This window comes from Pseudarthrobacter sp. NPDC080039 (assembly GCF_040702335.1).
Lineage (GTDB): Bacteria > Actinomycetota > Actinomycetes > Actinomycetales > Micrococcaceae > Arthrobacter > Arthrobacter enclensis_A.
Genome location: NZ_JBFBKY010000015.1, coordinates 43,046 through 67,068, shown reverse-complemented (window position 1 = coordinate 67,068; position 24,023 = coordinate 43,046). Strand labels below are relative to the sequence as shown.

Below are 24,023 nucleotides of genomic sequence, written 5' to 3'. Positions count from 1 at the left end.
TTTTTCCGTTAGGGGTTTCTTCAGTCACTTGGCACCAGGATGGTGCTTTCGCTGATGACGCGGGCCGAGCGTTGGAAGGAGACCTCAGCGGGGTCGGCTGCATCCAGCGCCAGTGCGGTCTTGCCCTTCAGTAAGTGGATAAAGAGTCCGTCCTCCGCCGCGGGAACCATGCTGCGCTGCACCACGCTGCCCGCAGTCCCGGAAGCGGCGGCGACGGCGACGGCGCTGGTGAGTCCGATGGCGGGGTGCAGCGCGCTCATCGAGATCATCCGGGCCGAGACTCCGGTTGTTCCTTCGGGCGGGGGCCCCACGATGCCCACCTTGGGAATGGAGCTGAGGTTCTGCGGAAGGTTCATCTTGCGGGCCGCCGCGGCGCGCAGTTGCGGAGCAATCCGGACCAGCGCCTCCAATGCTTCTTCGCTGCCGGTCGCCTCCAGTCCCAGGGCCGCTGCGTCGAAGAGCGCAGCCGGCGCGCCGGCATCGATCAATGTGGCCTGGTACTGCCGGCCGTCAACGTCGATGTCATCAACCGCGTTGCCGGTGGGGAACTGTGCACCGTAGCTGGACCACGAGGTTTTCTGGAAGACGACGTCGATGGGGACGCCGGGGTAGTGCTGGCCATCGAGGCGCCGGCCGCCGTACGCCGGAACCTGGGACCCCGGCGTCGGGATCTCGCAAATGAGGCGCAGCCCGGTCACCGTGTTCAGGATGGGGACCCGGGTGACGTCACCGGTGGGGGTGACAAGCCCGGCGTGGAGAGCGTAAAGGCCAAGGGCGGTGGCGCAGTTTCCGCAGTTGCTGGCCCATTCGACCGCCGGCTTATCAATGGCAACCTGGGCGAACCGGTAGTGCACCGTTCCGTCCGGGCCGGTGCCGGCCACGGTGATCGCCTTGCTGGTTGTTGAGGAAGCGCCGCCTACTCCGTCGATTTGGCGAAGGTCCGGTGAGCCGAACGTGCGGATCAGGAGCCGTTCCGTTTCCTGGGGGTCGGCGGGAAGGTCCTCGTCACGGAAAATCCAGCACTTGCTGGTCCCTCCGCGGACCAGGGTTGCCGGGACTGCGGTGACTGGGAGGCTGCCTGCCTGCGGCTCTTCCCTGAATAGAAGCGTCATTGGTTCTCCTGAAAGCACCGAGGAGCCGTATGCAACCGGTGGATAAATGTTCAGAGCCGCACAGCCCGGGAATCCGTAAATCATGTTCTGTATGGCGTTGGTCACAAACGGTATACCGTTTGAAGTGCTTAAGCAACAGTCTGAAACGAATGAATACAAGTTGGATCCGACTGGGTGCAGCTGCGCCACGCGCAGCGGGTGTCTGCTGAATTCAGTGTTCACAGCCGGTGGAAACGGTATGCAGTGCGTTAGAATTGCGGCTAAAGGTATGGCGCCGGTGCGCCCTGCTGCTTGTTCCATGAAGACCGGAGGCCGCCCGTGGCGTCGCAACCCGAGACAAGCCCCTACCTGATGATCAGGAACGCCATCATCTCGCAGGAGCTGCCTCCCCGCGCCCAGCTCGTTGAGAGTGCCCTGGCCAAGAAGTACAACGTCTCCCGGACTCCAATCCGCGAAGCGTTGCGGCGCCTCGAAACGGAGGGGCTCGTGGAGCGCTACGGTTCGCGCATGCAGGTGCGGGAGTACCGGCCGGAGGAGATGCTGGACCTCTACGAGGTGCGCACCTTCCTGGAGGAGGCGGCCGCAAAGACCGCGGCTCTCCGGCATACGGACATGGACCTGATGCTGATTGACCGTGCGCACCAGGCGATGGTCACCCTCGATTTTGATGCTGCGACGCCGGCTGAACTGGCCGCTGCCAACCGCACCTTCCACGAGCGCATCTGGGCTGCCAGCCACAGTGCGGCGCTCCTTGACCTGCTGGACCGGATCCTGGTGCATTTCATCCGCTACCCAGGCACCACGCTTTCCACGCGGGAGCGCTGGGACAGGGTGCTGAAGGAGCATGAGGAGCTGCTGGTTGCCATCCGCGGGCGGAACGCCGAGGAAGCCGGCCGGATCGCCAGCGCCCACATGGACGAGGCGAAGAACATCCGGATCCAGATGTACATCGACGCGCAGGAAATCAGCCACCCGCGCTCCCCGTAACCCAGCGCTTCAGCGCCCTCGGCGGCCCTCCCTTCTCCACCGTGCTTCAGCATGTCCATTGCATGCAATGGCATACCTATGTATACAATCGTGTACAGCGATGGAGCTGAGGAGAAATGATGATGATCGAAAGCGACGTCCTGGTTGTCGGAGGCGGCAACGCGGGATTTGCCGCAGCGCTTGCGGGCGCTGAGCGCGGACGCAAGGTTGTCCTGCTGGAAAAGGCGCAGGAGGCCCGTTCCGGCGGCAACAGCTTCTACACCGCCGGCGCCACCCGCATTTCCCATAACGGGCTTCAGGAGCTCATCGAATTCGTGGAGCCTGACCGCCGGCACGCCGTCAGCGAAGTCCCCGCCTACACCGCTGCCGAATACCTTGCCGATCTGTCCAAGGTCTCTGAAGGCCGGAACGATCCCGAACTGTCCGCGGTCCTGGTCAGCGAAAGCAACCCGACCCTGCGCTGGCTTCAGGGCATGGGACTCAAGTACCGGCTGATGTATGAGCGCCAGGCATACCAGACCCGGGACGGCGGCTACCTGTTCTGGGGCGGACTGCACGTGGGCAACGTGGGCGGCGGCAAGGGACTCATGGCCGATCACCGGGCAGCCGCTGAACGGATGGGCGTGGAGGTCATCTATGACTGCGCCGCGACAGGGCTCATCCTGGAGGACGGCCGCGTGCGCGGAGTCCGTTACCGCACGTCAACCGGAGAAGGTGAGCTCCGCGCGGAGTCGGTCATCCTCGCTTCGGGAGGCTTTGAGGCTTCACCTGCCCTGCGGCGCCAACACCTGGGCGAGGGCTGGCAGAACGCAAAAGTACGCGGCACGCCCGGCAACACGGGCGAGATGATCCTCGCCGCCCTGGACGCCGGTGCGGCCAAAGGCGGGGACTGGTCCACCTGCCACAGCGTCGCCTGGGACGCCTGGCACCCGGAGAACGAGGGCAACCTTGAGCTCACCAACCAGCTCACCCGCGGCGGTTACCCGCTGGGCATCGTGGTGAACAGCGAGGGCAAGCGGTTTGTGGACGAGGGCGCCGACTACCGCAACTACACGTACGCGAGGTACGGCCGGGACATTCTTGCCCAGCCGGGATCGGCCGCCTTCCAGATCTTTGACGCCTCCGCCCGCCCCATGCTGCGGACTGAGGAGTACGACATGCCGGGGGTTTCGGTGGTCTCCGCGCCGACTCTGGCCGAGCTGGCGCAGAAAGCCGGCATCAGTCCCGAGGGCCTCGAGGACACGGTGCAGAGCTTCAACAACTCGATCACTGAGGACGCGCCGTTTGACCCAAACGTCAAGGACGGACGCCGCGCCGACACCCAGCCGCCCAAGAGCAACTGGGCCCGCAGCATCGCCACCGGCCCGTTCTACGCGTTCCCCGTCACCTGCGGCATCACCTTCACCTTCGGCGGCCTGAAGACGGATACGTGGGGCCGCGTGCTCACCGAAGACGCCGAGCCGCTCGAAGGGCTCTTCGCCTGCGGGGAAGCGCTGGGCGGCCTGTTCAGCGGAAACTACCCCGGCGGATCCGGGCTTGCGGCAGGCGCCGTCTTCGGACGCCGGGCCGGGTCCATCGCCTAGGCAACACAGCACTCCCGGCCAGCAACGGAAAAGAGGAAAAAGTGGCCAGTCCCATCCATCAGCGGCTCCGCGAAGACGTTCTCGCGAGCGTCTTTGCTCCTGACGAACCGCTCACGGAGGCCAAGCTCACCGAGCGGTACGGGGCCTCCCGGACACCGGTGCGGGAAGCACTCCAGCGGCTGGAACAGGACGGTCTGGTCGAGAGGCGCGGCAAGGCGGTGGTTGTCCGCACGCATTCAGCCGAGGAAATCATCGACATCTACGAGTCGAGGATCATCCTGGAGCAGGCCGCCGCCGCCAAGGCCGCCGTCAAGGCGACCGCGCTGGACCGCCAGCTCCTCACGGGGCTGCTGACCCAGATGCAGCAACTGGACCCCAGCGACGGCCGCTCGCTCGCGGAGACAAACCGCGCCTTCCACGCGCAGCTGTGGCGTGCCACCCACAGCCCGTCGCTGATCGGACTGCTGGAACGCCTGGACCAGCAAGTCCGCCGGTACACGCTCACTACCCTGACCTATCCGGGACGGTGGCCGGTGGTGCTGGCGGACTACGCCGAACTGCTGGCCGCCATCGGGGACGGTGACTCCGCCCGTGCAGGCGAGATCGCCGCACGCCACATGTCCGACGCCTTGGATATCAGGCTGAAGATGTACGCCGAGGATCCCAGGACGCTTTAGGCTGCCTCGACGGCCCGGAAGCGTTCCTTCACAAGCCCGCCGGCTGCTGTTCCTGCATACTCCATCGCAACAGGAAACCCGAAAGTCGGGCGCAGGGCATCAGCCGGTGCAAAGAGGCGGGGCAGGCTCCAATGGGCCTGCCCCGCCTCGCTTTTTTCGACGCCTGGTGCGCGGGCCGGCTTTACTGGAAGGGGCGACGGCGGCGCGTCCCGAGCATGCGACGGCGCACGACGCCCAAGTCAGACGACGTGTTCGGTCTGGGCGAAGCACTGCGGTCTACTCCAGCATCAGGCCTCCGGACCGGGGGGAGAGTGCGTGATCCAGCACGATGCAGGCAGCGCCTACCGCGGTGATGTCCTCACCGAGGGCCGATCCCAGAAGCTCGACTTCGTGGATCATCCCCATTGCCAGGCGGTTGGCCAGGGCGGCGTGAAGTACCTCCAGGTAACGATCCCCGATGGGCGGCCAGGAGGGTCCGCCGAAGACAATGCCGTCGACGTCGAGCAGGTTGGCGATGTCCTCCACGGCGCGGGCGAGCCGGCCGGCTGCCTCATGGAGGAGTGCCCCCGCCTTTTCGTCGCCGGCATCGGCCAGCGATGCAAGTTTGTGGAAGTGGTCAGTGACCTGGCGCAAATCCGCAGTGTCGAGGGGCCCTTGCAGGATTCCCCGGTTGACACTGTCATTGACCAATTGGACCGGCATGACGGATACACCAAGGCAGCCTGTGCGCCCGCAACCGCATACCCGGCCGCCGTCGCCAGTGGAAAAATGCCCGATCTCACCCACGTTGTTCGACGATCCGCGCACGACTTCGCCATTCATGACCACTGCCGCGCCGACGCCGCTGCCCAGGTAAACGAAGGCAAAATTCTCGTCTGACCTGTTGTCCCGCACCCAAAGTTCCGCGTGTGCTGCCGCGGCTGAATCCTTGTCCAGGAATACCGGGTAGCCCGTGGCTTTCCCCAGAGATTCCCGCAGTTCCACCCGCTTCCAGCCGGTAAGCATCGGCGGACCAACAACCGCACCCTGGTCGAATTCGATAGGTCCCGGTGCGGCGATTCCCACTCCCAGAACGCGCTCCCTGGGAGTATCAGTCTCGCTGATCAACTCTTCGATGGCGGTAGCAATTTTGTCCACAGTCTCCTCCGGTCCGGCAACTGCCTCGACGGGGAGGTGTTTGCGGTGCACTACTGTTCCTGCCAGATCCAGCAGCACAAAGGTGAGCACGGAGGGATCAAGGTGGGCGCCGACGGCGTATCTGCTCTTGGGATCGATGGTGAGGGTGGTTCGCGGCTTCCCCTGGGGCACGTGGACTTTTCCGCTCTCCACGATCAGTCCCAGGTCCAGCAGCCGGCGGGCGATGTTTGACACGGTCTGCGTCGAGAGGCCCGTGGCGCCGATGAGTTCAACCCGGCTCATTCCGGCTTCCGAACGGCGGATCAGGTCCAGGACAACAGCCTGGTTGAAGGCGCTCACTCGCTCCAAATTCGATCCGCGCGGCATCCAAAACCCCTAACTCAATTTATTTGACTAAGCTCAATCCTAGACTATAGTGGCCTGTGTCACAGGCTGTCAGATAGTTCGGACGCTCCAATAAGTAGCTTCGCAGAGGCGGAGCTCTGTCTCCCAAAGGGAACCCCTGATATGACTCGGAAGAGATTTTTCGCGGCTGCAGCAGGTCTGCTCGCGGGCACCGTTGCCCTGAGCGCGTGCGGCAGCTCATCTGCACCATCCCAGGCAACTGACCAGAATGCGGACGCCAAGGAGGTGACGCTGACCATCACGGCCAACGCCGTCTCCGGCGGAAAGAACGCTGCCGGCGCTGACTGGATCACCAACTACGTCATCCCCAAATTCGTGGAGGCGCAAAAGGCGAAAGGCGTCACGGCCAAGGTTAATTTCCAACCCAACGGCGTGGATGACCAGGCGTACAAGACCAAAGTCTCCCTTGACCTTTCCACGGGCCAAGGCGCGGACATCACGTCGATCGACGGCATCTGGCTGGGCGAGTTCGCAGACGCGGGATACATCAGCCCTCTCGAGGACATTGTCGGCAAGGACAAGGTCCAGGCCTGGGACGGCTGGAAGCAGATCAAGCCAGCGGTTCAACAGCTCACCACCTATGAGGGCAAGCAATACGGCGTTCCGGACGGAACGGATGGCCGTGTCATCTACTTCAACAAGAAGCTGTTCAGCCAGGCCGGTCTGCCGGCCGACTGGCAACCCAAGAGCTGGGACGACATCCTGGATGCCGCACGCAAGCTCAAGAAACTTCCTGACGTAACCCCGCTGCAGATCAATGCGGGCAAGGCAATGGGAGAGGCCGCGACGATGCAGGGATTCCTGCCGTTGCTCCAGGGCACCGGCCAGCCAATCAACAAGGACGGCAAGTGGCAGGGCAACAGCCAGGGCGTCCAGGATGTACTGGGCTTCTACTCGACTGTTTACGGTTCCGAAAAGCTTGGCGACCCGCTGCTTCAGCAGGACGCCAAGGGCCGGGACAAGTCCTTCCAGGAATTCTCGCAGAACAAGCTGGGCATCCTGATTGAGAGTGACTACCTGTGGCGTTCGGTAATCAACCCCTCGAAGGGTGTTTCTCCCATGGCCGACCGGGACAGCTCCGTGGGATGGGCGAAAATTCCGGCCCAGGCGGGCGGTAAGGGTCCTAACGGCGCAGACTTTGTCAGCATGTCCGGCGGTTCCGGCGAAGTCATCAACCCCAAAACGAAGTACCCCCAGCAGGCCTGGGAACTGCTTCAGTTCATGTCCTCGGCGGACGCGATCAAGGCACGCATCGGATCAACTCCGCAGATCTCGGCCCGCGACGACGTCAACGGAGAAATCCTCAAGGCTGACCCGCTGCTGAACTACATCTCCACGGAGGTCCTGCCGGTGACGGCGTACCGTCCCGGCCTTGCGGACTACACCCAGGTCTCGGCAGCCCTGCAGGACGCGACCGGCCAGGTGGCCGCGGGCAAGTCGCCCCAGGATGCCGGCAGTGCGTATCAAAAGGCGTTGGAGGGAATCGTCGGTGGTAACGACAAAACCTTCAAGTAAGCCACCAGTGGAGGCCCCGGTGCCCGCTCCTGCAGCGGGCACCGGGCCCTCCCGGGCAGTAGTGGACGATGGTGACGTAGCCGGCCTTGGCAAGGCGAGGGCCATGGCATTTCTTGCCCCGGCCCTTCTGCTGATCTCCCTGTTCCTCGTCTTCCCGGCGCTGTGGACGCTCTATCTTGGCCTGACGAATTACCGCCTGAGCGGCTCTGCGGCCAAGAACCCACAGTTCGTCGGAGTGGACAACTACATCAATGCGCTCTCCGATGACAGGTTCTTCAACTCTCTCGGGTTGACCCTCCTATTTGTCTTCGGTTCCGCCGTCATCGGACAGTCCGCACTGGGTTTCGCCATTGCCTGGACCATGACCAGGGTCAGGAAATCGGTGCGGGCCGTCGTCGAATTCTTCGTGCTGCTCGCCTGGATCATTCCCAGCTCGGTGACCACCTTCCTTTGGTACGCGATGCTGGATCGAAGCAACGGAACGCTGAACGCGATGCTCTCCACGGGCAACACCGCGTGGCTGCTGGATTACCCGCTGCAGAGCATCATCGTGTTCAACACGTGGGTGGGCACAGCCTTTTCGATGCTCCTGTTCAGCTCCGCCCTCGCCTCGGTACCGCCGTCACAGCTTGAGAGCGCACGCATGGTCGGTGCCGGCGCGTGGGCACAGTTCCGCGACGTCGTGTTCCCCCACATCCGCGGACACGTCCTGACCAACACGCTGCTCATCACGCTCTGGACGTTCAACACGTTCACCCCCTACCTGCTGACGGCCGGCGGCCCCGATGACCGCTCCAACATCCTGCCGATCTTCATTTACCGGTTGGCGCTGAATGACGGAGCGCTGGGGCAAGGCTCGGCGATCTCGCTGATCATGATCATCATCAACCTGGTCATTGCCACCGTCTACCTGCGACTGCTCAAGGAGAGAAAGTCATGACCGCCGTGCAGGGTTCCACGAGCACCACCCGGCCGGAGAGCCGGCAGATGCTCCGGCACTTCCTTGGGCTGATGGGCAAAAGTGTCTTCACCGCCCTGGTCCTGGCATTCTTTGTCATCCCCGTGCTGTGGCTGGTGTTCGCACCCTTTGACGCCCACCCCGGCCTGAACGTCAAGCTGCCGGAGTTCACCTTCAACAATTTTAAGGTTCTGCTGGACAATCCCACGGCCATCGCCTCCCTGGGCAATTCCCTGATCCTGGCACTGGGGTCGATGGTGGTGGTGCTGGTCCTCGGGTCGCTGGCCTCGTATTCATTGTCAAGGGTGAAGATCCCCGGACGGGACCTGCTCCTCTATACGCTGCTGCTGCTCTCCTCGATCATTACCGGCACGGCCGCCATGGTGCCCACCTTCCTGCTGATGGTGAAGCTGGGGCTCATCGACTCGCAGTTCGGCGTGATTCTTGTCCTCAGCGGCGGAATCCTCCCCACGGTGATCTTCATCCTCAAAGACTTCATGGACTCTACCCCCAAGTCCTACGAGGAGTCGGCGCGCCTTTACGGTGCCAAGCCCCTGCGGATCCTGTGGGACGTTGTCATCCCGCTGGCCCGGCCCGGGCTCGCCACCATCGCCGTGTGGGCTGTTGTCCAGGTCTGGGGCAACTTCCTGGTTCCGTACATCCTGCTGAGGTCCCCGTCCAAGTCGCCCGCGGCGGTGGTGATGTACACCTTCTACACCGAAGGCGGCCAACCCAACCTCGCCCTGATTTCCGCTTTCTCACTGCTCTTCTCAATCCCTGTCGTCGCTATGTATTTCTTCGTTAACAGGCGCTACGGGTTCCGCTTCCATGGAGGTATCAAAAGCTAATGGCCAGCATTACGACCCGCTCCCTGATCAAGGAGTATCCCGGTGGGGTCCGCGGCGTGGACGAGATGGACGTAACGATCCACGACGGCGAGTTCTTCGCCCTGCTGGGCCCCTCCGGCTGCGGCAAGACCACCTTGCTGCGCACCATCGCCGGCCTGGAGAAGTCCACCTCGGGCAGCATCAAAATCGGCGACCGGGAGGTCACCAATATGGAACCGGGCCAGCGCCGCGTAGCCATGGTTTTCCAGGACTACGCATTGTTCCCGCACATGTCCATTTCGGACAATATCGCCTACCCGCTGAAGATCCAGAAGGTCGCCAAGGCCGAGCGCCATTCCCGGGCTGAAGAAGTGGGGGACAAGCTGTCCCTGCAGGGGTTGCTCGAGCGCCGCCCGGGGCAGCTGTCCGGCGGACAGCAGCAGCGCGTCGCCTTGGCCAGGGCGGTGACGAGCCGGCCGGACGTCTTCCTGTTCGACGAACCCCTGTCCAACCTGGACGCCCGGCTCCGGCTCGAAGCGCGCACCTTCCTGAAAAAGCTCCAGCTGGATCTGGGCGTGACCACCGTCTTCGTCACTCACGACCAGGCCGAAGCCCTTGCCCTCGCCGACAGGATCGCGATCATGCGGTCTGGCAAGATGCAGCAGCTCGGAACCCCGCGGGAGGTGTTCCAGCGGCCGGCCAACACATTTGTTGCGTCCTTCGTTGGATCCACCTCCATGAACCTGCTCAAGGGCAATGTCGCTGATGGCGGGGTGGTGATCGGACACCAGAAGGTGGCCCTGCCGGCAGATGCCGTGGGAAGGGTGGGCGATGGCCAGGAAATCACCTGGGGTGCGCGGCCTGAATACCTGGACATATCCCTGGACCCAGTGCACGGCGGCCTCGAAGGAACGGTCACCGTATCTGAGAACCTGGGCGCTTCTGCGCTGATCACGGTGGAACTGACGGGCAGCGGGGAGCCGGTCCAGGTTGTGGTCAGTGAGGACCACGAGCCGGGAATCGGCACACGCGTATGGGTCACGTTTGAGCCCCGGCGGACGCTGCTGTTCGATGCTGAAGGTCTGCGGATCGGAGACTGACGGTGCGTATCAGCCGGACGCTGACCCCGGAAGACCGGGCAGGGAACCTCTACTTCGACGTTCCCTTCGAGCTGGGACGCTGCGAATCTTTGGAGGTGCTCCTGGACTATGACAGGTCCCGGGCCGTCATTGATCTGGGCTGTATGGGTCCTGACGGTTGGCGGGGCTGGTCCGGCGGAGCCAAAAAGCGCTTTGTGATCAGCAGGACCGCGGCGTCCACGGGATACTGCTCAGGTGAACTTGAAGCCGGCGTGTGGAAAGTGGTGCTGGGCCTTCACCAGATCCCGGCCGAGGGTGTCACGGTCGAGTTGACCATCAATACTCCGGCAACAGGGGGAGTGGAAGCCGAGCCTTCCGCCCCCTCGCCCGTCAGCACTGTCCCGGCCAGCCGCCGTCGAAATCTTCCTGCCGCGGCAGGGATGCGGTGGCTTGCCGGGGATTGCCATGCACACAGCCTCCACTCCGACGGCAGCCTCTCCCTCCGCCAATTGGCGGGAGAGGCCGCACGGAACGGGCTGGACTTCCTGGCCGTAACGGACCACAACACGGTCAGCCACTACCCGCACCTGCAGGGTGTGGGCCACGAGTATGGCATCGCCCTTCTGCCCGGACAGGAAGTGACCACCGTCCGCGGCCATGCAAACGCCTACGGCCGCATTGATTGGGTCGACTTCCGGTGCCACCCTGACGCCTGGCTTGACCAGGTTGAAGGAGAAGGCGGATTCCTGTCCATCAACCACCCGGTGGCAGCCGATTGTTCCTGGCAGTGGCAACTGTCCCGGAAGCCGTCCCACGCCGAAATCATGCATGAAACCTGGCTGCCCAACCGGCGCGATACCAGCATCTGGGCCTGGCTAAGCGCCTGGGGCGAGCCTGTCATTCCCCTCGGTGGCGGGGACTTCCACCGCCTGGAGGACGGGCATCCCACAGGGCTGCCCACCACATGGGTGCAGTCCGCGGAACCTACGGAAGAAGGACTCCTGGCTGCGCTCAAGACCGGCCCGACGGCCCTCAGCATGGGGATCGACGCGCCGCTGCTGCTCCGCGTCGACGGCGAACTGCTTGCCCTCGACGCGGAAGGGACCATCCTGGTGGACTTCGAAGGCCGCCGCCAGCTCATCCGCGACTCCTATGCGGCCATAAATACCCTGGGCGCCGGACCGTACCGGCTCGAAACGTCTGACCGCCAAATCCTCGCCCTCACCACGTAGGAAGCACCCGGCGTGCGTGGCGCGGGACGTCCCCAATGCACTGCCAAAACAGATATGCCCCGCTTTAGGTGGAGCGGGGCATATCTTGTTGCCGTGATTACTTGCGGGGAGTCAGGCGCAGTGTGCGTATCTCCCACGGATCAAGCTCGAATTTGTACTCACCGTCAACCTGTTCCGATTCCAACGTCCGGCCCGTCAGGTCAACCGTGGACACGCCGCTGAAGGGGCCGGTAACGACACCCCCGGTGGTCTGCCCGGCCAGCAGCACAACGCGGATTTCGACGTCGTCGCCCACCTGGCGCATGCTGCTCAGCCGGATGCCCTCTCCCCTGAGCCGCAGGCCTTCGGCAGGTTCCGGCACCAAGGCGCCTGGGGTGCCCCGGCCGCGTACGGCCAGGCCTGGAGCGTTGAAGTGGTCCGCGAACCGGACCGCGTCGGCGTTGCGGTAACCCTGGGCGGAGGCCATGACCGCGAATTCGACGTCCACCTGGGTTCCTGCTTCCTCGGCGCCCGGGATGGGGATCTCTGAGGCAGCCGGTTCGTCCCGCAGCGGGTGCACGTTGACGCTGATCGAGCCCACGGCGCGCAACAGCGTGAGCGCCAGTTCCTTTCCGTCCACCACCTCATACTCGGTGGCATCATGCAGGAGCACGGTGGCAGGTCCCGCGGACACGAAGGTGTAGGCGGGAAACGTCGGAAGCGGAAATTCGCCGCCTCCCCCTTCGGCGGTGAGTGAGCGGGTGGTGATGCAGAACTGCCCTTCCGACACTGAGGATTCCACGGCATTCGGAAGCGGGATGTGCATCCGCAGCCGGTGGTCGGCCGCCTCATTCGTGAACTGAACGCGAAGACGGATGAACGGTTCACCGCGGCGCAACTCCACGAACGTGTGGACCGGAACATCGACGGTTTCGTTGTCCCGGCTCCCCATGCCGCGGTCAAGGGAACGCGGCATGGAATAGTGCCTGGTCACCTTGACTACTGCGCGTACGGGTCCGCGTTCGACAACCTCCACGGTCACCCGGGAAGGCTCAGTGACGATGCTGTCCAGAGCGGGAGGGCCGTAGTTGTAGCTGTCACCGCAGTCGCCGCCGTCGACAAGCCTGCCGATACCGTGCAGGACGGTGCCGTCCACCCCTGTCAGGGTGATTTCCCCATCCTCGCCGATGGCCGCTGAAATGAGTCCGTTGCTCAAGGTGCCGTCGTCGCACGTGATGTGCTCCGGTTCGGGGCGTTCTGCCTGGAAGACCTTAAAGGGGGTGATACCCATGGCCGCGACCGGGACATCGACCAAGACCCGGCGCCTGGGTTCGGCGACGATCCGAACCTTCCAGTCGCCCGGGTGCGCCTCGACGGCTGCCGCCAATTCGGCCTTGAACGTGACGACGTCGAACACCGGCGTTGACGGCACTTCCGCCACATCGAACTCAAGGGAATAGGGGGCCACCCGGTACTGCTCAATGAGCTGGCCGAACAGTTCGCGGCCGTGGATCCGGTTCATCATGCGCTCCACCATGACGGAGGCGTCCATGGTTTCATCACCGAGCATGGTGGGGGCGTGCCCGGTTTCCTGCACCGGCAGCATTGTTCCGTTACCGGTCATGGCGGCCACGGGCAGTCCCTCTGCTGGGGCCGGCACGTCGAGCTCGACCACGACGTTGCGGTCCGCGGGCAACGTGTTGAGCGCGACGAACGCGTCGCTGGGAATGCTTCCGGCCACTGAGAGGGCCACTTCGTCGCGTGCGGCGCGGGCAATCTGGGCTGCTTCGTGAAGCCGGGCCTCTACCTGATCCACGGTTTCGTCGGTGCCGGAGCCGACCACGGAGTCATGCGCGGTGGACTCGATGATCCGCCGCCAGGACATGCTGATAAATGGTTCAAAGTCGACGCCCAGATGGGCCGCTGCCAGCCGTTCGGCGTCCAGGGCCATGCGTTCAGCCGTGGCCATGGCGATCTTGAGGTTGCGGCGGATCGAGAAGACGCCCGGAAGGATGTTGCCCCGGGCGTGGGAGCGAAGTTCCCCGCGGACTGCCTCGAGTCGTTCGTCTTTGGGGTCGAAGGCCGCTACGTACTCTTCCAGGGTGCCGACCCTTATCGGGAAGGCGGGAGAATCGTACGTGTCCACGTGGTGCATGAGTGCCTGGTCGGGCGGCATGTGGTCGGTGCCGACCATTCCCAGGATGGGGTCCCCGCGGTATCGATCGGCGGTTTGTTGCCTGTATTCACTCAACGCGTGCGGGATATGTTCCGGGATCGCCAGGAGGTCCAGGGCGCTGCCGTACCCGTCGAAGAGGTATTCCACCCGCACGGATGATCCGTCCGGCGCTTCCCACCGGAATGAATGCCCGGAAACTTTGGCGGGCACTCCGCGCCAGAGGCAGGCGTGCGCAATGCCGGCCCGGCTCAGGATTTGCGGCATTTGGGCGACGTGGCCAAACATGTCGGGAAGATAGCCCACGTTCATGTATCCGCCCAGCCGCTGGGCGCCTGCCATGCCCATTTGAAGGTTGCGGATGATGGTCTCGCCCGAGCACAGGAATTCGTCGAGCAGGATCTGCCACGGACCCAGCGCGAGCTGGCCACTGGCCACGATGGCACGGACCCTGTCTTCGTTTTCTGGCCGGATTTCCAGGTAGTCCTCGATTGCGGCCGTCTGGCCATCAAGGGTGAACCGGAATCTGGCGTCTTCCTCAGCCATTTTCAGGACGGTGTCGAACATCTGGACCAGCTTGAAGCGAAACACCTGGAAGGGTTCGTACCACTCCCGGTCCCAGTGCGTGTGGGGCACCAGGACGATGCCGGTTTCCTCCGCCGGGGTCATGCCGAAGCCGCCTCTCCGCCAATGGAGACCTGCAGGGAATTGGCCAAGGCTGCGGCGATCAGCTGGGCGACCCGTACGTCCGCCTCACCTTCCGCGATCCCGGTGGGGGGTTGCTCCCCGCCGTCCACCATGCGGTGGAAGGCGACGAGTTCCTGCTCGAATGCTTCCGTCACGTCTTCGAACAGGGAGTCGGACACCCCGGCGCCGGCTCTCTCAGTTATTTGCAGCTTGGTGGGGGCGTTGAGGAGATAGGGGACGGTGAATTCCAGTTTTCCGCTGCCCCTGGTGTGGTGGACGGTCACGGTTTCGCGGTACACGGGGTAGTCGGCAAGGAAATGCCAGTTGAAGTGGACGCGGACCCCGTCAGCGGCTGTCGCAGTTATTTCGATGGACCCCGGGTCATCCTGTTCTGCCCAGTAATGGACAGCATCAATTGCCTGCAGCGGACCCACCAGGGCCCGGACCACCGCGATGTCGTGAATCAGGCTGCCGAGGATGACGTTGGAGTAGAGCCGCTGCAGCAGGCGGGGACTGTCTTTGCCCAGGGCCGCATCGAGCTTTTGTTCGTCGGCTTCGATCAGCCCGGAGAGCACGTCTGCGGGGACGTCCCGGGCGCCTGGGTGGAGGTTGGCGAAGGCCAGCTGGGCGGATCCGGCGGGGTGGAGCACCTCCACGTTGACGAACCGCGTGTCTTTCCGGCCGGGCAGCCGCTCCTTCAGGGTGAGGACGGCGGGGTCGTACTCCTTCATGTAGCCGAGCAGGAGCATTGCCCTGCCCTGGCCCTGCTCCGCTTTGCGCAGCAGCTCGATCTCCCCCAGGGAGAACGCCAGCGGCTTCTCGCAGAGCACAGCCACCCCCGCTTCAATGCATTGCAGCGCGGGCTGGCCGTGGGATCCGGAGGTCAACAACACGACGGCGTCCAGCTCCTCACCGTCCAGCATGTCGGCCAGGTTTTGGTACTGGTGTTCAGCGGGAACGCCGTATTGGGCGCCAACCCGGCCAAGCAGGGCGGGGGAGAGGTCTGCCACGGCTGCAAGGTCGAACAGATCCCATCGCCTTGTGATCAGGGGCAGGTGAACGGACTGGGCGACGGCGCCAAGTCCCACAACTCCGATTCGAAGCAAAGTCATTACGGGATCCACTTTCTGAGTACGTTACGGTTGATGGCATGGTGCTGGTCTGCGAGCTGTGGGGGGTCTTGCGGCCTGGGGATGGAGTCCTGCTCTACCACCAGCCAGCCGTCGTAGCCGGTCCCGGCGAGGCCATCCATGAACCCATTGACGTCCAGGTCGCCGTCGCCTAAAGGCACGAATGCCTGACCGGCCCAGACGTCACGCATGTCGCCCTTGTTCCTGACAACTGACTGCAGCACGTCCATGCGGGCATCCTTGATGTGGATGTGGTTGACCCGTTCTTTCCACTGTTCGAGGCTCACAACCGGATCCCCGCCGCCCAGGATGAGGTGGCCGGTATCCAGCGTGAGGCCGACATCAGTGCGATCGAGGAACTCCTCGATCTCTTTGGGTGTTTCCACGTACGTGCAGGCATGGTGGTGGAAGGTGGGTTCATACCCGCGGTCCCTTACAAGCCGTGCGGCGGTGGCCACGTTCCGGGCCAGCGTGGTCCAGCCCTCGGCGTCGAGGGCCACGTCGGCGCCTCCTCCCGGATTCGCCCGACGGCGGTCGGAGCCGCTGTCTGCCAACGTCGGCAACGGCGGCGGCACCTGCTGCCCGGTCGAGGCTTCGTCAAACACGTCAAGTACCACCGAAAGCGACGGGAGCGCCGCCGTAAAAGCGTCGGCGTCGGTAAAGGGAAGATCGATCCAGCCGCCGGCGAGGGATAACCCGTACTCCTCCAGACGGCTACGGAGCCTGGGGCCACGGCCGAGGAAGCCGACAGGGCCCAAATCGATCCCCGTGTACCCGTTTCTTTCCAAAACGGAGCACACTTCGTCCGGCCCGGGCAAACGGCCTCCGGCGCTTGCGCCTAAATCAAAGACGCCAAAACTCACGGGCGCACCCGCAACTGCAATCAAGGGGATCTCCTCGCAACGCCAAAGGGAAAAGTCATAGGGGCCCTGTGCGCCGGTGGGTCGAACTGCCAGAGGGGCCAGGGCTGGATAGAAGTAATCTAGCCCACACTTGCCACTAAATCAATTTAGTTGAGTAAGAGGATTATGGACTTTCCCGTTGACTACAAACTTCCGCGTGACTGCTGCCGGCTCCGGGTGCCCACACTGCCAAATACCGGCGGCCGGGCCCGCCTTTGCACGCTGGTACCGTCGGCCCGGCAAGAACGACGCACCGGGTGTTGTTTCTCCTACCCGAAGCGCACGGCGTTCCACTCCAGGAGCCGCGGCTCGGCCAGCCCTTCGGTGACGAAGGGGTCGCCGGCGACGAACCGTTCGGCTTCCTGCCGGGAAGTAAAAATCCCCATGGAGCTGGCAGCCGGGTCAGGGTCCTGGAAGGCGCCGAGGGCCACGAGTCCGCCGCCGTCGGCGTGGAACGCCTCGTAATAGGCCTTGTGGCGCGGGAAGGTTTCCATGATCCGGGAGCGGTCCACGCCCTCCCGCACGGTGTACAGCACTACACATTCCATGCCGGCGAACGTACCACGGCGCCGAGCCCCACGTCCGGCCCCGTTTTGTTGGAAGGGACGACGACGGCGGCGCGGTGAGTGCCGCCGTCGTACCTTAGTGCGGGGCTGCTTTGGCCCGGCTCTTTGGTCCGGGACCGTCAGCCTGCAGCTGGCAGTGGGGGAGTCCTACCGCTGGGCGACGCGCTGGATGAACTCGACCGTCTCGCGCTCCGTCTCGGCGCGGGTTGTGGGTTCGTTGTGCACCTCGTGCCGGACGCCGGGGAAGACGCGGGTGCGGACGTCCGCGTGGCCCGAATCAGCCAGGCGGTTGGCCACGTGGTAGGCGCCTTCGCCGTAGTTGGTCACGGGGTCCTGGTCGCCGGCGAGGATCAGGACGGGGAGTTCCGCGGGGAGCTGCTTGTACCAGTCGTCGGAGGCGACCTGGTCGTAGAGGTCCACGAAACCCTGCAGGAAGCGGGCGCTGAGCGGTGCGCCGAAGTTGTTGAAGGGGTCCCTGCCGTGGTTCGAAACCACGTCTGCGTCCAGAGCGACCCAGGCGGTGGGGCCGGCGCCCTCGCCTAAGCGGCCCAGGAAACCGTCGAACAGCTGGGCCACCAGTTCCTGGGGCGCGGGCTCTGCACCGCGCTCGCTGGAGGCAAGCCGGGCCAGTTCGGGACGGTCGATCATCTTTTCGATGCCGCGCATCTGGGCGGCGATGCCGCAGAGAATCAAACCTGACAGCTCCGTTTGCGGGTCCACGGCCATGCCGCGGGCGATCATGGAACCCCAGCTGTGGCCGAACACCACGTAGGGAAGCTGGGGGAGTGCCTCCTTGGCCTTGGCCTGGAGGGTGACCTCGTCCGTGACCACCACGCTGGCGGAGTCTTCGCCGGCATCGCCCCAGGTGCCCTGCTGCATGGCCGTGCGCCCGTGCCCGGAGTGGTCGCCCGCCACCACGATGAAACCCGCGTCCACCAGGGTGGAGATGAGGTGGAGGTAGCGGCGGGAGTGCTCGCCGAGCCCGTGGACCAGCTGCACAATGGCTTTGGGCTGGCCGATGGGTTCGTAGACCCACGCCTGGATGGTGTCGCGGCCGTTGGCGGACGTGAACTCGATTTCCTGCAGTGACATAGATTCCTCCCGTGCCGGCGCCGTCGCTGGCTCTTGGCGAGCCTAACCATGTGCAGGTTGATGCCGTCAAGGTCTTGTCAGGGTTCGGGACCGTCGGGACATGTTGGTTCATGCTCTGGCCCAGCGCCTGGGCTGAACATCAGCCACCGCCCGGCTTCCTGGAGGAAGCCATGCCGCAGCCCGCCTGTCCATTACGCAAGCTTGGCTTCCTCGCGATTGGGCTGTTCGATCCTCTTGATCCAACGGCCGGGCATGAGTCGACGCCGCAGATCATTGAGCTGGGGAGCAGCTGGGGTTCGACAGTGCCTGGCTGCGGCACCGCCATCTGCACTTCGGCATCTCTTCCCTTGTGGCGGTGATGGCGGCGGCAAGCGCAAGTACCAGCGGTATGTGGATGAACGAACTCCGCGCACTGTTGCCTCTCAGGGGCCGTGGGGCATGATATCCGCTCAAGACCTGATTGGCACAAGCGAGGAGATAGCCGAGCAGTTGTACGCGCAAGCGAGCTTCCAGGAGGTGGACGAGGTGGCATTCGCGTTGCCCTTCAGCTTTGAGCGTGAGGACTACGTCCAGATCCTGACGGAGACGGCGGCAAGATGGGCCCGGCGTTGGGGTGGGCTCCGGGGAGCGACCATTTGGCATCGTACGAAAACGGTCCACTGCCACCTGAAACGCCGCAGGCGCATGTCCCGTAGGGGCCGGACGTGCACCTGCGTCGCGCGGAATTGGGTCAGGGCTGCTCGAAAGTACCGACCAGCCGTGCGCGGCCGATGCCGTGCGAAAAGATATTGAACCCCAGGTAGGCGGGGCTGGCTTCAGCGGGGATGTCGAGCTTCTCCACATCCAGCGCGTGTACTACCACATGGTAGTGGTGCACGCCGTGGCCGGCGGGCGGCGCTGCGCCCACGAAGCCGGGGAAGCCTGCGTCGTTCGCCAACTGCACAGCACCCTCTGGCAGTCCGGTTTCCGCTGCGCCGGAAGGCAGGGAGGTGGTCGACGCCGGCAGGTTGAAGACAGCCCAGTGCCAGAAACCGCTCCCGGTGGGGGCATCGGGGTCCAGAACCGTGACCGCGAAGCTTTTGGTCTCCGTTGGAAAGCCAGACCACGAAAGCTGCGGGGACCGGTCCTGGCCGCCTTCAATGCCCATCTTTCCGCTGCACTGAGCCGGGGAAAGGGTGTGGCCGTCCTCGATGTCGGCGCTGGTCACCTGAAATTCCGGAAGCTGGGGAAGTCCTTCGTAAGGGTCGCGGGATGTCATGGCGCGTTGTTCTCCTCGTTACTAGGTGGACCGATCCTCCAAGTATTCCCCAAAGGTGGGTCGACGGGCTCTGTCATTCTGGTTATGAAGCCCGGGCAGATCGCAGAGCGGGTGACGCACTCTTAGCTGCGGCGCGGGCCGGCATAGGCACGGCATAGGGCTCGCAGAGCGCGGCCCGGGGGCGGAGGTTTGAAATTGCGCAACGCGTATTAGCTCCCTCTGACTTTTGTTCCTTCACCTGCGGCAAGGGGCTACACGCTGTCAGGGGCACACCGCAGCATAGTTGTCTGAAGTAAGAGCGTTCGGCAGCCTGACCGTCCGGTTGGAGTCTAAGACCCCTTCATCCGAGTGTGCAGAAAAGCTATGCGCGCCCTATTCTGACGCTCTCATACTTGCTGCCTGACGTCAGGTTTGGGTGTACATCGAAGCCCACCCCGGTGGTCACCGCTTCCCCAGAGGCCACGAGAAAACTTAGGCCCTCACGCGTCTGCCTCGAGGCTGTAGCGATTTGGGCGCAGTTGTGGGCCCGGGCATGCCTTTTGGGAGCCCGTGATTTGCGCAAGAAGCGCGATTGGGAAGTCGGCCTGAGGCGTCGTGCTGGAGGAGCGTCCTCTGAGACAGAAGCTAGGGCAGTACCCAGTTCGGGCCGCCGGCATCTCCATAAGGAGTTGTAACGTCCGGTTTGTCCGAACCGACCTTAGGTGCCGGCGACCGCAGTGTCATTTTCGCGGCTGCCGGCACCGGGTCGATGATTACGAGGTGACCAGGGTGCCGTCCACCACGGCTTCGAGTTCGTGCAGGCGCGGCAGCGCGCGGGTGGTTAGTAGTTGCTCACGGGTTTCGGATGAGACCGAGAGGCTATCCTTCCACAGTGAGCGGCCGGCCATGGCACCGCCGGCTCCGTTTGCGACTGCGATCTCGACCTGCCTGATGAACGTCTCGTGGTCGACTCCGGCTGAGAGTACTGCCCATGGCACCCCCGCTGCGGCTTCGGTGACGGCGGCGCTGGCCTCGGCAGATCCTGGGTACTGAAGCTTGAGGACTTTAGCGCCGCATTCAACGGAGATCCGTGCTGCGTCCGCGACGAGGCGGGGGAATGCGGCGGCGTAGTCCTGCTCGCTTTCGTCTTCGAGGCGGTAAACCAGGATTTCGACGATGAGAAGGAGGCCTTCCTTTGAGCATTCGCTGACGAGTTCCCGGATCTCGTCAGCGACGCGGGACGTGGTGTCCTGGAGGTCGGGGCGCATGTACCAGAGCATTTTGGCGACGTCGCCCCCGAGTTCGCGCACCTTGCGCGCGGACATGCCGGGGACGAACTTCGTGAAGCGCAGGCCCTCGACTGTTTCGAAGCCGGAAGCGTCAAGGCCGACGACGAGGGCGGTGTCACGGGAGAGAACACCCTCGTCTGCTACGCGGGGGAGCGCGACTTCTGGATCGAGCAGGATCGCAGGCGCGGCGTTGCCCAGGTATCGGACCAGGTCCGCTTTTGCATCCGATAGCTGCTGGGCAGTGATTGATTCTGGTCCTTGTGGTGCGTTCATGACGGCCTTCATGCCATTGCGCTGGTCGGCGGCCACGATGAGCATTTTGCCGGCGGGGGTCGAGATCGCGGCCATGCCGCGGCGTTCAAGGGTTGTGAGCTCGTTCATTGTGTTCTCCTGTTTGGTGGTTGTGGTCTTGTCGGTGGCCGGCATTGCGCGTGCCGGAGCCCGGTTGCGGGTGTGCCGAATCGCCGGGTGCCCCTTGAGGTGATGGCCCCGCTATGAGGAAATGTTTTGGAGGGTTTGGGCGCGCTGTTAGTGCACGGGTTCGCGGAGGGCGAAGTCCTCGAGGAAGTCGTTGATCTGGTCCGGCGGGGCGAGCAGTCCGTTGATCCGGATGTGCTGGACGCCGGGTGCGCGTGTTACGTCGGGGGAGAGGAAGCGTTCGGGTTCTTTGATCTTTTCGAGATCGCGTGCTGCCCCGCGGAGTTGCATGCGGACTACGACCTCCTCTGCTGGGGTGTCCATCCAGGCCAGGTGCACGCGGGAGGCTGGGATGGCGAGACGTTCAACGAGCCGTGCCCAGGCGGTCGGGAAGGTGCGTTCGGAGGTGAAGGGGGCGACAATCACGACGCTGTTGCCCAAGCCCAAGTTTTCTCGGGCGGTATCGAAAAGGCACGTGTAGCGGATGTCGTTGACGCTCGCGCGCACTGGCGCTTCGGACGTGGGTACGTCGACCAGGAATTCGCCGCCCATGTATTCGAACAACGGGTTGGTGAGTGTGTCGAGGTCGAGGTAGGTCCACCGAAGTTCGCGGGCCAGTCCCTGCGCGAAGGTTGTCTTGCCGCTGGCGGGAACTCCGCAGACGATGATCGCTTCGGCGGTTGATACTTCAGTCATTGAGGTGGGATCCGTTCGGGTTTTGCTGGTGGGTCGCTTCGGGGCGTTGCCTGCTGCTACCGTCAGCGGGTGGAGTATCCGCCGTCGATGGGCAGGGAGACGCCCGTGATCATGGAGGCGGCGTCGCTGAGCAGAAAGACGATGGGCGCGGCGATTTCCTCGACGGTTGCCCATCGGCCCAGAGGCATCTGCTCGAGGAAGGGGCCCTCAATGTCGGGCCTTCCCCAGTACCAAGCGGACATCGGTGTCATGACAACGGTTGGGTTGACGCTGTTGACGCGGATGTTGTGTCTGCCCAGTTCCAGTGCTGAGACTCTGGTGATGTTGTCCAGGGCGGCTTTGGATGAGCCGTAGGAGATGTGGCCCGTGAGGGCGACGAGGCTGGCCTGGCTGGAGACGTTGACGATAGCGCCCCCGTTGGCTTGTCGGATCATGGAGGGTACGGCGTACTTGATGACAAGGAGGGCGCCGCGGGCGTTGATGCTGATGACCTTGTCGAAGATATCGATGTCGGTATCCTGCGGGGTAGCGATTTCGCCGCCAAAGCCGCCGCAGTTGACGACGCCCCACAAGTCCAGGCCTTCGATGGCGTCCTTGATGCCTTCTTCATCTGTCAGGTCGAAGGCAAGGGGCTGTGCTCCTGTTTCGTCACACAGGGTGGCCAGTGATTCGAGGGTCCGTGCGCTGGCGATAACCTTGGCTCCGGCTGAGGTGAGTTGCCTGACGGTGGCAGCTCCGATGCCGCCGCTTGCTCCGGTGACGAGGACCGTGCGGCCGTTGAAGTCGGTCACGGCTGCTCGTGGTTCGGAGCCGGTGATTGCGCGGTTCATGAGGTTCTCCTTGCTGGTGTTGCTTGGTGGGTGAGCTCTCGGACGGCGCTGAGGGCGCTGGCGTGGTTCAGGGCTTCGCGGGCTTGACGGTAGGCGCTGATGAAGCGTTCGTTCTGGCCGAGGTCGCCGAAGACCTCGGTCAGCTTGAGGAATGCGCCCGGCTGGTCTCGGTCCGCGCGGGCGGCCGTTTGGAGTTTGTCCAGCCGCCGGTCGGTGATCTGGATGGTTCTGCCTTGTTCATCGGTGCCTTCGAGGAATCGTGACCAGGCGGCGATGACGAGGACTGTCCTGTTGATGGTGCTCTTGCGGTCGAGCTGTTCACGGAGGACGGGTAGAAGGAATTTTGGAATCCGTTCGGAGGCGTCGACCATTTGGCGTGCAAGGGTGTCTTTGATGGCGGGGTTGGAGAAGCGGTGTAGTAGCTCTGTCCGGTAGGTGTCCAGGTCGATACCGGGTACGGGCTGCAGCGTTGGCGTTGCTTCTTCTTCCATGTAGCCGAGGATGAACTTGGCGAATTGTGGATCTGAGCAGACCTCGTGCACGTACCGGTAGCCGGCGAGGTAGCCAAGGTAGCTCATGACTTGGTGGCTGGCATTGAGGAGCCGAAGCTTCATCAGCTCATACGGTTCAACGTCGTTGACGATTTGCACGCCGACGTCTTCCAGTGGTGGACGGCCGTAGGTGAAGTCGTCTTCCAGGACCCACTGTTCGAAGTTTTCGGCGACGACTGGCCACGCGTCCATTAGTCCGTAGGTGTTGGAGACGGATTCGCGGTCGGAATCTGTGGTGGCAGGGGTGATGCGGTCGATCATGGAGTTTGGAAAGGCGACGTTTTCGCTGATCCAGCCTGCGAGGTGCACATCTTTGAGCCGGGCGAAGGAGACAAGTGCTTTGCGGGCGACGCCTCCGTTATCTTGAATGTTGTCGCAGGACATGATGGTGAAGGGGGGAGTACCGGCCGCGCGCCGCTGGGCGAGGGCGGCGGTGATGAGGCCGAACACGGATCGCGGAATTGTGTGAGGCTCAAGGTCATGGAGAATGTCGGGGGTGCGGGGATCGAATTTCCCGGTGCTGTCGTTGATGCTGTAGCCGCCCTCGGTAACAGAAAGGGAAACGATGCGGGTCTCCGGCGCGGCAAGTTTGGCGATGACTGCGCCGGGGTCAGCGGGCGCGAACAGGTATTCGGTGATGGAGCCGATAATGCGCGCGGTCTCGGCGCCGTCAGGAGTCCGCAGTACCAGAGTGTAGAGGCCGTCCTGGTTTTTGAGGACGTCGCGCATCATTGCGTCGGAGGGAAGGACGCCCACCCCGCAGATGCCCCAGTCCTGGGGACCGCCACGGTTCAAGAGCCTGTCGATGAACATGGCCTCATGCGAGCGGTGAAAGCCTCCGACGCCGAAGTGGACGATGCCGGTCTTGACTGCTGATCGGTCGTAGGTAGGTACTTGCAGCCGGTGGGCCAGTCCGGGAAGGGCGGCATCATTTAGGACGGTCATTTCTTTTCCTTTGGGAG

General features: G+C 63.8%; 20 protein-coding genes and 1 pseudogene. 9 read left to right on the top strand and 12 right to left on the bottom strand.

Annotated elements, in window-relative coordinates; translation table 11 throughout:
• Positions 1-20: 20 nt before the first annotated feature.
• Positions 21-1,112 carry a PrpF domain-containing protein gene (locus AB0313_RS15510; protein ID WP_366306605.1) on the bottom strand — a complete coding sequence of 364 codons (1,092 nt, stop codon included), beginning with the start codon at positions 1,110-1,112 and terminating at the stop codon, positions 21-23.
• Between the two features lie 318 nt (positions 1,113-1,430).
• Here AB0313_RS15510 and AB0313_RS15505 point away from each other — a divergent pair, with 318 nt between their 5' ends.
• The 3 genes from AB0313_RS15505 (at position 1,431) to AB0313_RS15495 (ending at position 4,359) form a co-directional block, all read left to right on the top strand.
• Positions 1,431-2,099: a GntR family transcriptional regulator gene (locus tag AB0313_RS15505; protein ID WP_366306603.1), complete on the top strand. Its 669-nt coding sequence runs from the start codon at positions 1,431-1,433 to the stop codon at positions 2,097-2,099.
• 116 nt (positions 2,100-2,215) lie between these two features.
• Positions 2,216-3,682 (top strand): FAD-dependent tricarballylate dehydrogenase TcuA, encoded by a 1,467-nt coding sequence (tcuA, locus tag AB0313_RS15500; protein ID WP_366306601.1) that lies wholly within the window; start codon positions 2,216-2,218, stop codon positions 3,680-3,682.
• A 41-nt stretch (positions 3,683-3,723) separates the two neighbouring features.
• Positions 3,724-4,359, top strand: a complete 636-nt coding sequence (locus AB0313_RS15495; RefSeq protein WP_366306599.1) for a GntR family transcriptional regulator — start codon at positions 3,724-3,726, stop codon at positions 4,357-4,359.
• A 276-nt stretch (positions 4,360-4,635) separates the two neighbouring features.
• Here AB0313_RS15495 and AB0313_RS15490 read toward each other — a convergent pair whose 3' ends face one another.
• Complete coding sequence (locus AB0313_RS15490) at positions 4,636-5,835, bottom strand: ROK family transcriptional regulator (RefSeq protein ID WP_366306597.1); 1,200 nt, start codon at positions 5,833-5,835, stop codon at positions 4,636-4,638.
• A gap of 168 nt (positions 5,836-6,003) precedes the next feature.
• Here AB0313_RS15490 and AB0313_RS15485 point away from each other — a divergent pair, with 168 nt between their 5' ends.
• The 5 genes from AB0313_RS15485 to AB0313_RS15465 all read left to right on the top strand — a co-directional run bounded on the left by AB0313_RS15485 (position 6,004) and on the right by AB0313_RS15465 (position 11,512).
• On the top strand, positions 6,004-7,416 hold the full coding sequence (locus AB0313_RS15485) for an extracellular solute-binding protein (protein WP_366306595.1): 1,413 nt from the start codon (positions 6,004-6,006) through the stop codon (positions 7,414-7,416).
• 103 nt (positions 7,417-7,519) lie between these two features.
• Entirely contained in the window at positions 7,520-8,356 is an 837-nt protein-coding gene (locus tag AB0313_RS15480) for a sugar ABC transporter permease (protein WP_222116106.1), read from the top strand.
• The gene (locus AB0313_RS15475; RefSeq protein ID WP_141945192.1) at positions 8,353-9,222 is read left to right on the top strand and encodes a carbohydrate ABC transporter permease; all 870 of its coding nucleotides are present in this window, start codon (positions 8,353-8,355) and stop codon (positions 9,220-9,222) included. The genes AB0313_RS15480 and AB0313_RS15475 overlap by 4 nt, the downstream gene beginning before the upstream one ends.
• Positions 9,222-10,301, top strand: coding sequence for an ABC transporter ATP-binding protein (locus AB0313_RS15470; RefSeq protein WP_366306592.1), 1,080 nt, complete (start codon positions 9,222-9,224; stop codon positions 10,299-10,301). The genes AB0313_RS15475 and AB0313_RS15470 overlap by 1 nt, the downstream gene beginning before the upstream one ends.
• Before the next feature lie 2 nt (positions 10,302-10,303).
• Entirely contained in the window at positions 10,304-11,512 is a 1,209-nt protein-coding gene (locus AB0313_RS15465; RefSeq protein ID WP_366306590.1) for a CehA/McbA family metallohydrolase, read from the top strand.
• 97 nt (positions 11,513-11,609) lie between these two features.
• Here AB0313_RS15465 and AB0313_RS15460 read toward each other — a convergent pair whose 3' ends face one another.
• The 5 genes from AB0313_RS15460 to AB0313_RS15440 all read right to left on the bottom strand — a co-directional run bounded on the left by AB0313_RS15460 (position 11,610) and on the right by AB0313_RS15440 (position 18,041).
• Complete coding sequence (locus AB0313_RS15460) at positions 11,610-14,333, bottom strand: hypothetical protein (protein WP_366306588.1); 2,724 nt, start codon at positions 14,331-14,333, stop codon at positions 11,610-11,612.
• Positions 14,330-15,463 carry a Gfo/Idh/MocA family oxidoreductase gene (locus tag AB0313_RS15455; RefSeq protein ID WP_366306586.1) on the bottom strand — a complete coding sequence of 378 codons (1,134 nt, stop codon included), beginning with the start codon at positions 15,461-15,463 and terminating at the stop codon, positions 14,330-14,332. The genes AB0313_RS15460 and AB0313_RS15455 overlap by 4 nt, the downstream gene beginning before the upstream one ends.
• Entirely contained in the window at positions 15,463-16,344 is an 882-nt protein-coding gene (locus AB0313_RS15450) for a TIM barrel protein (RefSeq protein WP_366306584.1), read from the bottom strand. The genes AB0313_RS15455 and AB0313_RS15450 overlap by 1 nt, the downstream gene beginning before the upstream one ends.
• 308 nt (positions 16,345-16,652) lie before the next feature.
• Complete coding sequence (locus AB0313_RS15445) at positions 16,653-16,919, bottom strand: YciI family protein (protein ID WP_366306582.1); 267 nt, start codon at positions 16,917-16,919, stop codon at positions 16,653-16,655.
• A 177-nt stretch (positions 16,920-17,096) separates the two neighbouring features.
• Positions 17,097-18,041: an alpha/beta fold hydrolase gene (locus AB0313_RS15440; protein ID WP_366306580.1), complete on the bottom strand. Its 945-nt coding sequence runs from the start codon at positions 18,039-18,041 to the stop codon at positions 17,097-17,099.
• A 170-nt stretch (positions 18,042-18,211) separates the two neighbouring features.
• Here AB0313_RS15440 and AB0313_RS15435 point away from each other — a divergent pair.
• Positions 18,212-18,736 (top strand): annotated as a pseudogene (locus AB0313_RS15435) (hypothetical protein).
• Between the two features lie 35 nt (positions 18,737-18,771).
• Here the strand turns inward: AB0313_RS15435 and AB0313_RS15430 are convergent.
• The 5 genes from AB0313_RS15430 to AB0313_RS15410 form a co-directional block, all read right to left on the bottom strand.
• The gene (locus AB0313_RS15430) at positions 18,772-19,299 is read right to left on the bottom strand and encodes a YbhB/YbcL family Raf kinase inhibitor-like protein (RefSeq protein ID WP_307311369.1); all 528 of its coding nucleotides are present in this window, start codon (positions 19,297-19,299) and stop codon (positions 18,772-18,774) included.
• Between the two features lie 752 nt (positions 19,300-20,051).
• Entirely contained in the window at positions 20,052-20,948 is an 897-nt protein-coding gene (locus tag AB0313_RS15425; RefSeq protein ID WP_366306578.1) for a hypothetical protein, read from the bottom strand.
• Positions 20,949-21,095: 147 nt separating this feature from the next.
• Complete coding sequence (locus AB0313_RS15420) at positions 21,096-21,680, bottom strand: ATP-binding protein (protein ID WP_366306576.1); 585 nt, start codon at positions 21,678-21,680, stop codon at positions 21,096-21,098.
• A gap of 62 nt (positions 21,681-21,742) precedes the next feature.
• Positions 21,743-22,510, bottom strand: a complete 768-nt coding sequence (locus AB0313_RS15415) for an SDR family oxidoreductase (RefSeq protein WP_366306574.1) — start codon at positions 22,508-22,510, stop codon at positions 21,743-21,745.
• Complete coding sequence (locus tag AB0313_RS15410; RefSeq protein ID WP_366306572.1) at positions 22,507-24,006, bottom strand: mannitol dehydrogenase family protein; 1,500 nt, start codon at positions 24,004-24,006, stop codon at positions 22,507-22,509. The genes AB0313_RS15415 and AB0313_RS15410 overlap by 4 nt, the downstream gene beginning before the upstream one ends.
• Positions 24,007-24,023: the final 17 nt, after the last annotated feature.

Bases quoted from the DNA above. Each gene is read 5' to 3' on its own strand.
- AB0313_RS15510 (WP_366306605.1), bottom strand. From the start codon at position 1,112: ATGACGCTTCTATTCAGGGAAGAGCCGCAGGCAGGCAGCCTCCCAGTC.
- tcuA (WP_366306601.1), top strand. From the start codon at position 2,216: ATGATGATGATCGAAAGCGACGTCCTGGTTGTCGGAGGCGGCAACGCG.
- AB0313_RS15485 (WP_366306595.1), top strand. From the start codon at position 6,004: ATGACTCGGAAGAGATTTTTCGCGGCTGCAGCAGGTCTGCTCGCGGGC.
- AB0313_RS15480 (WP_222116106.1), top strand. From the start codon at position 7,520: ATGGCATTTCTTGCCCCGGCCCTTCTGCTGATCTCCCTGTTCCTCGTC.
- AB0313_RS15475 (WP_141945192.1), top strand. From the start codon at position 8,353: ATGACCGCCGTGCAGGGTTCCACGAGCACCACCCGGCCGGAGAGCCGG.
- AB0313_RS15470 (WP_366306592.1), top strand. From the start codon at position 9,222: ATGGCCAGCATTACGACCCGCTCCCTGATCAAGGAGTATCCCGGTGGG.
- AB0313_RS15460 (WP_366306588.1), bottom strand. From the start codon at position 14,333: ATGACCCCGGCGGAGGAAACCGGCATCGTCCTGGTGCCCCACACGCAC.
- AB0313_RS15455 (WP_366306586.1), bottom strand. From the start codon at position 15,463: ATGACTTTGCTTCGAATCGGAGTTGTGGGACTTGGCGCCGTCGCCCAG.
- AB0313_RS15440 (WP_366306580.1), bottom strand. From the start codon at position 18,041: ATGTCACTGCAGGAAATCGAGTTCACGTCCGCCAACGGCCGCGACACC.
- AB0313_RS15430 (WP_307311369.1), bottom strand. From the start codon at position 19,299: ATGACATCCCGCGACCCTTACGAAGGACTTCCCCAGCTTCCGGAATTT.
- AB0313_RS15425 (WP_366306578.1), bottom strand. From the start codon at position 20,948: ATGAACGAGCTCACAACCCTTGAACGCCGCGGCATGGCCGCGATCTCG.
- AB0313_RS15420 (WP_366306576.1), bottom strand. From the start codon at position 21,680: ATGACTGAAGTATCAACCGCCGAAGCGATCATCGTCTGCGGAGTTCCC.
- AB0313_RS15415 (WP_366306574.1), bottom strand. From the start codon at position 22,510: ATGAACCGCGCAATCACCGGCTCCGAACCACGAGCAGCCGTGACCGAC.
- AB0313_RS15410 (WP_366306572.1), bottom strand. From the start codon at position 24,006: ATGACCGTCCTAAATGATGCCGCCCTTCCCGGACTGGCCCACCGGCTG.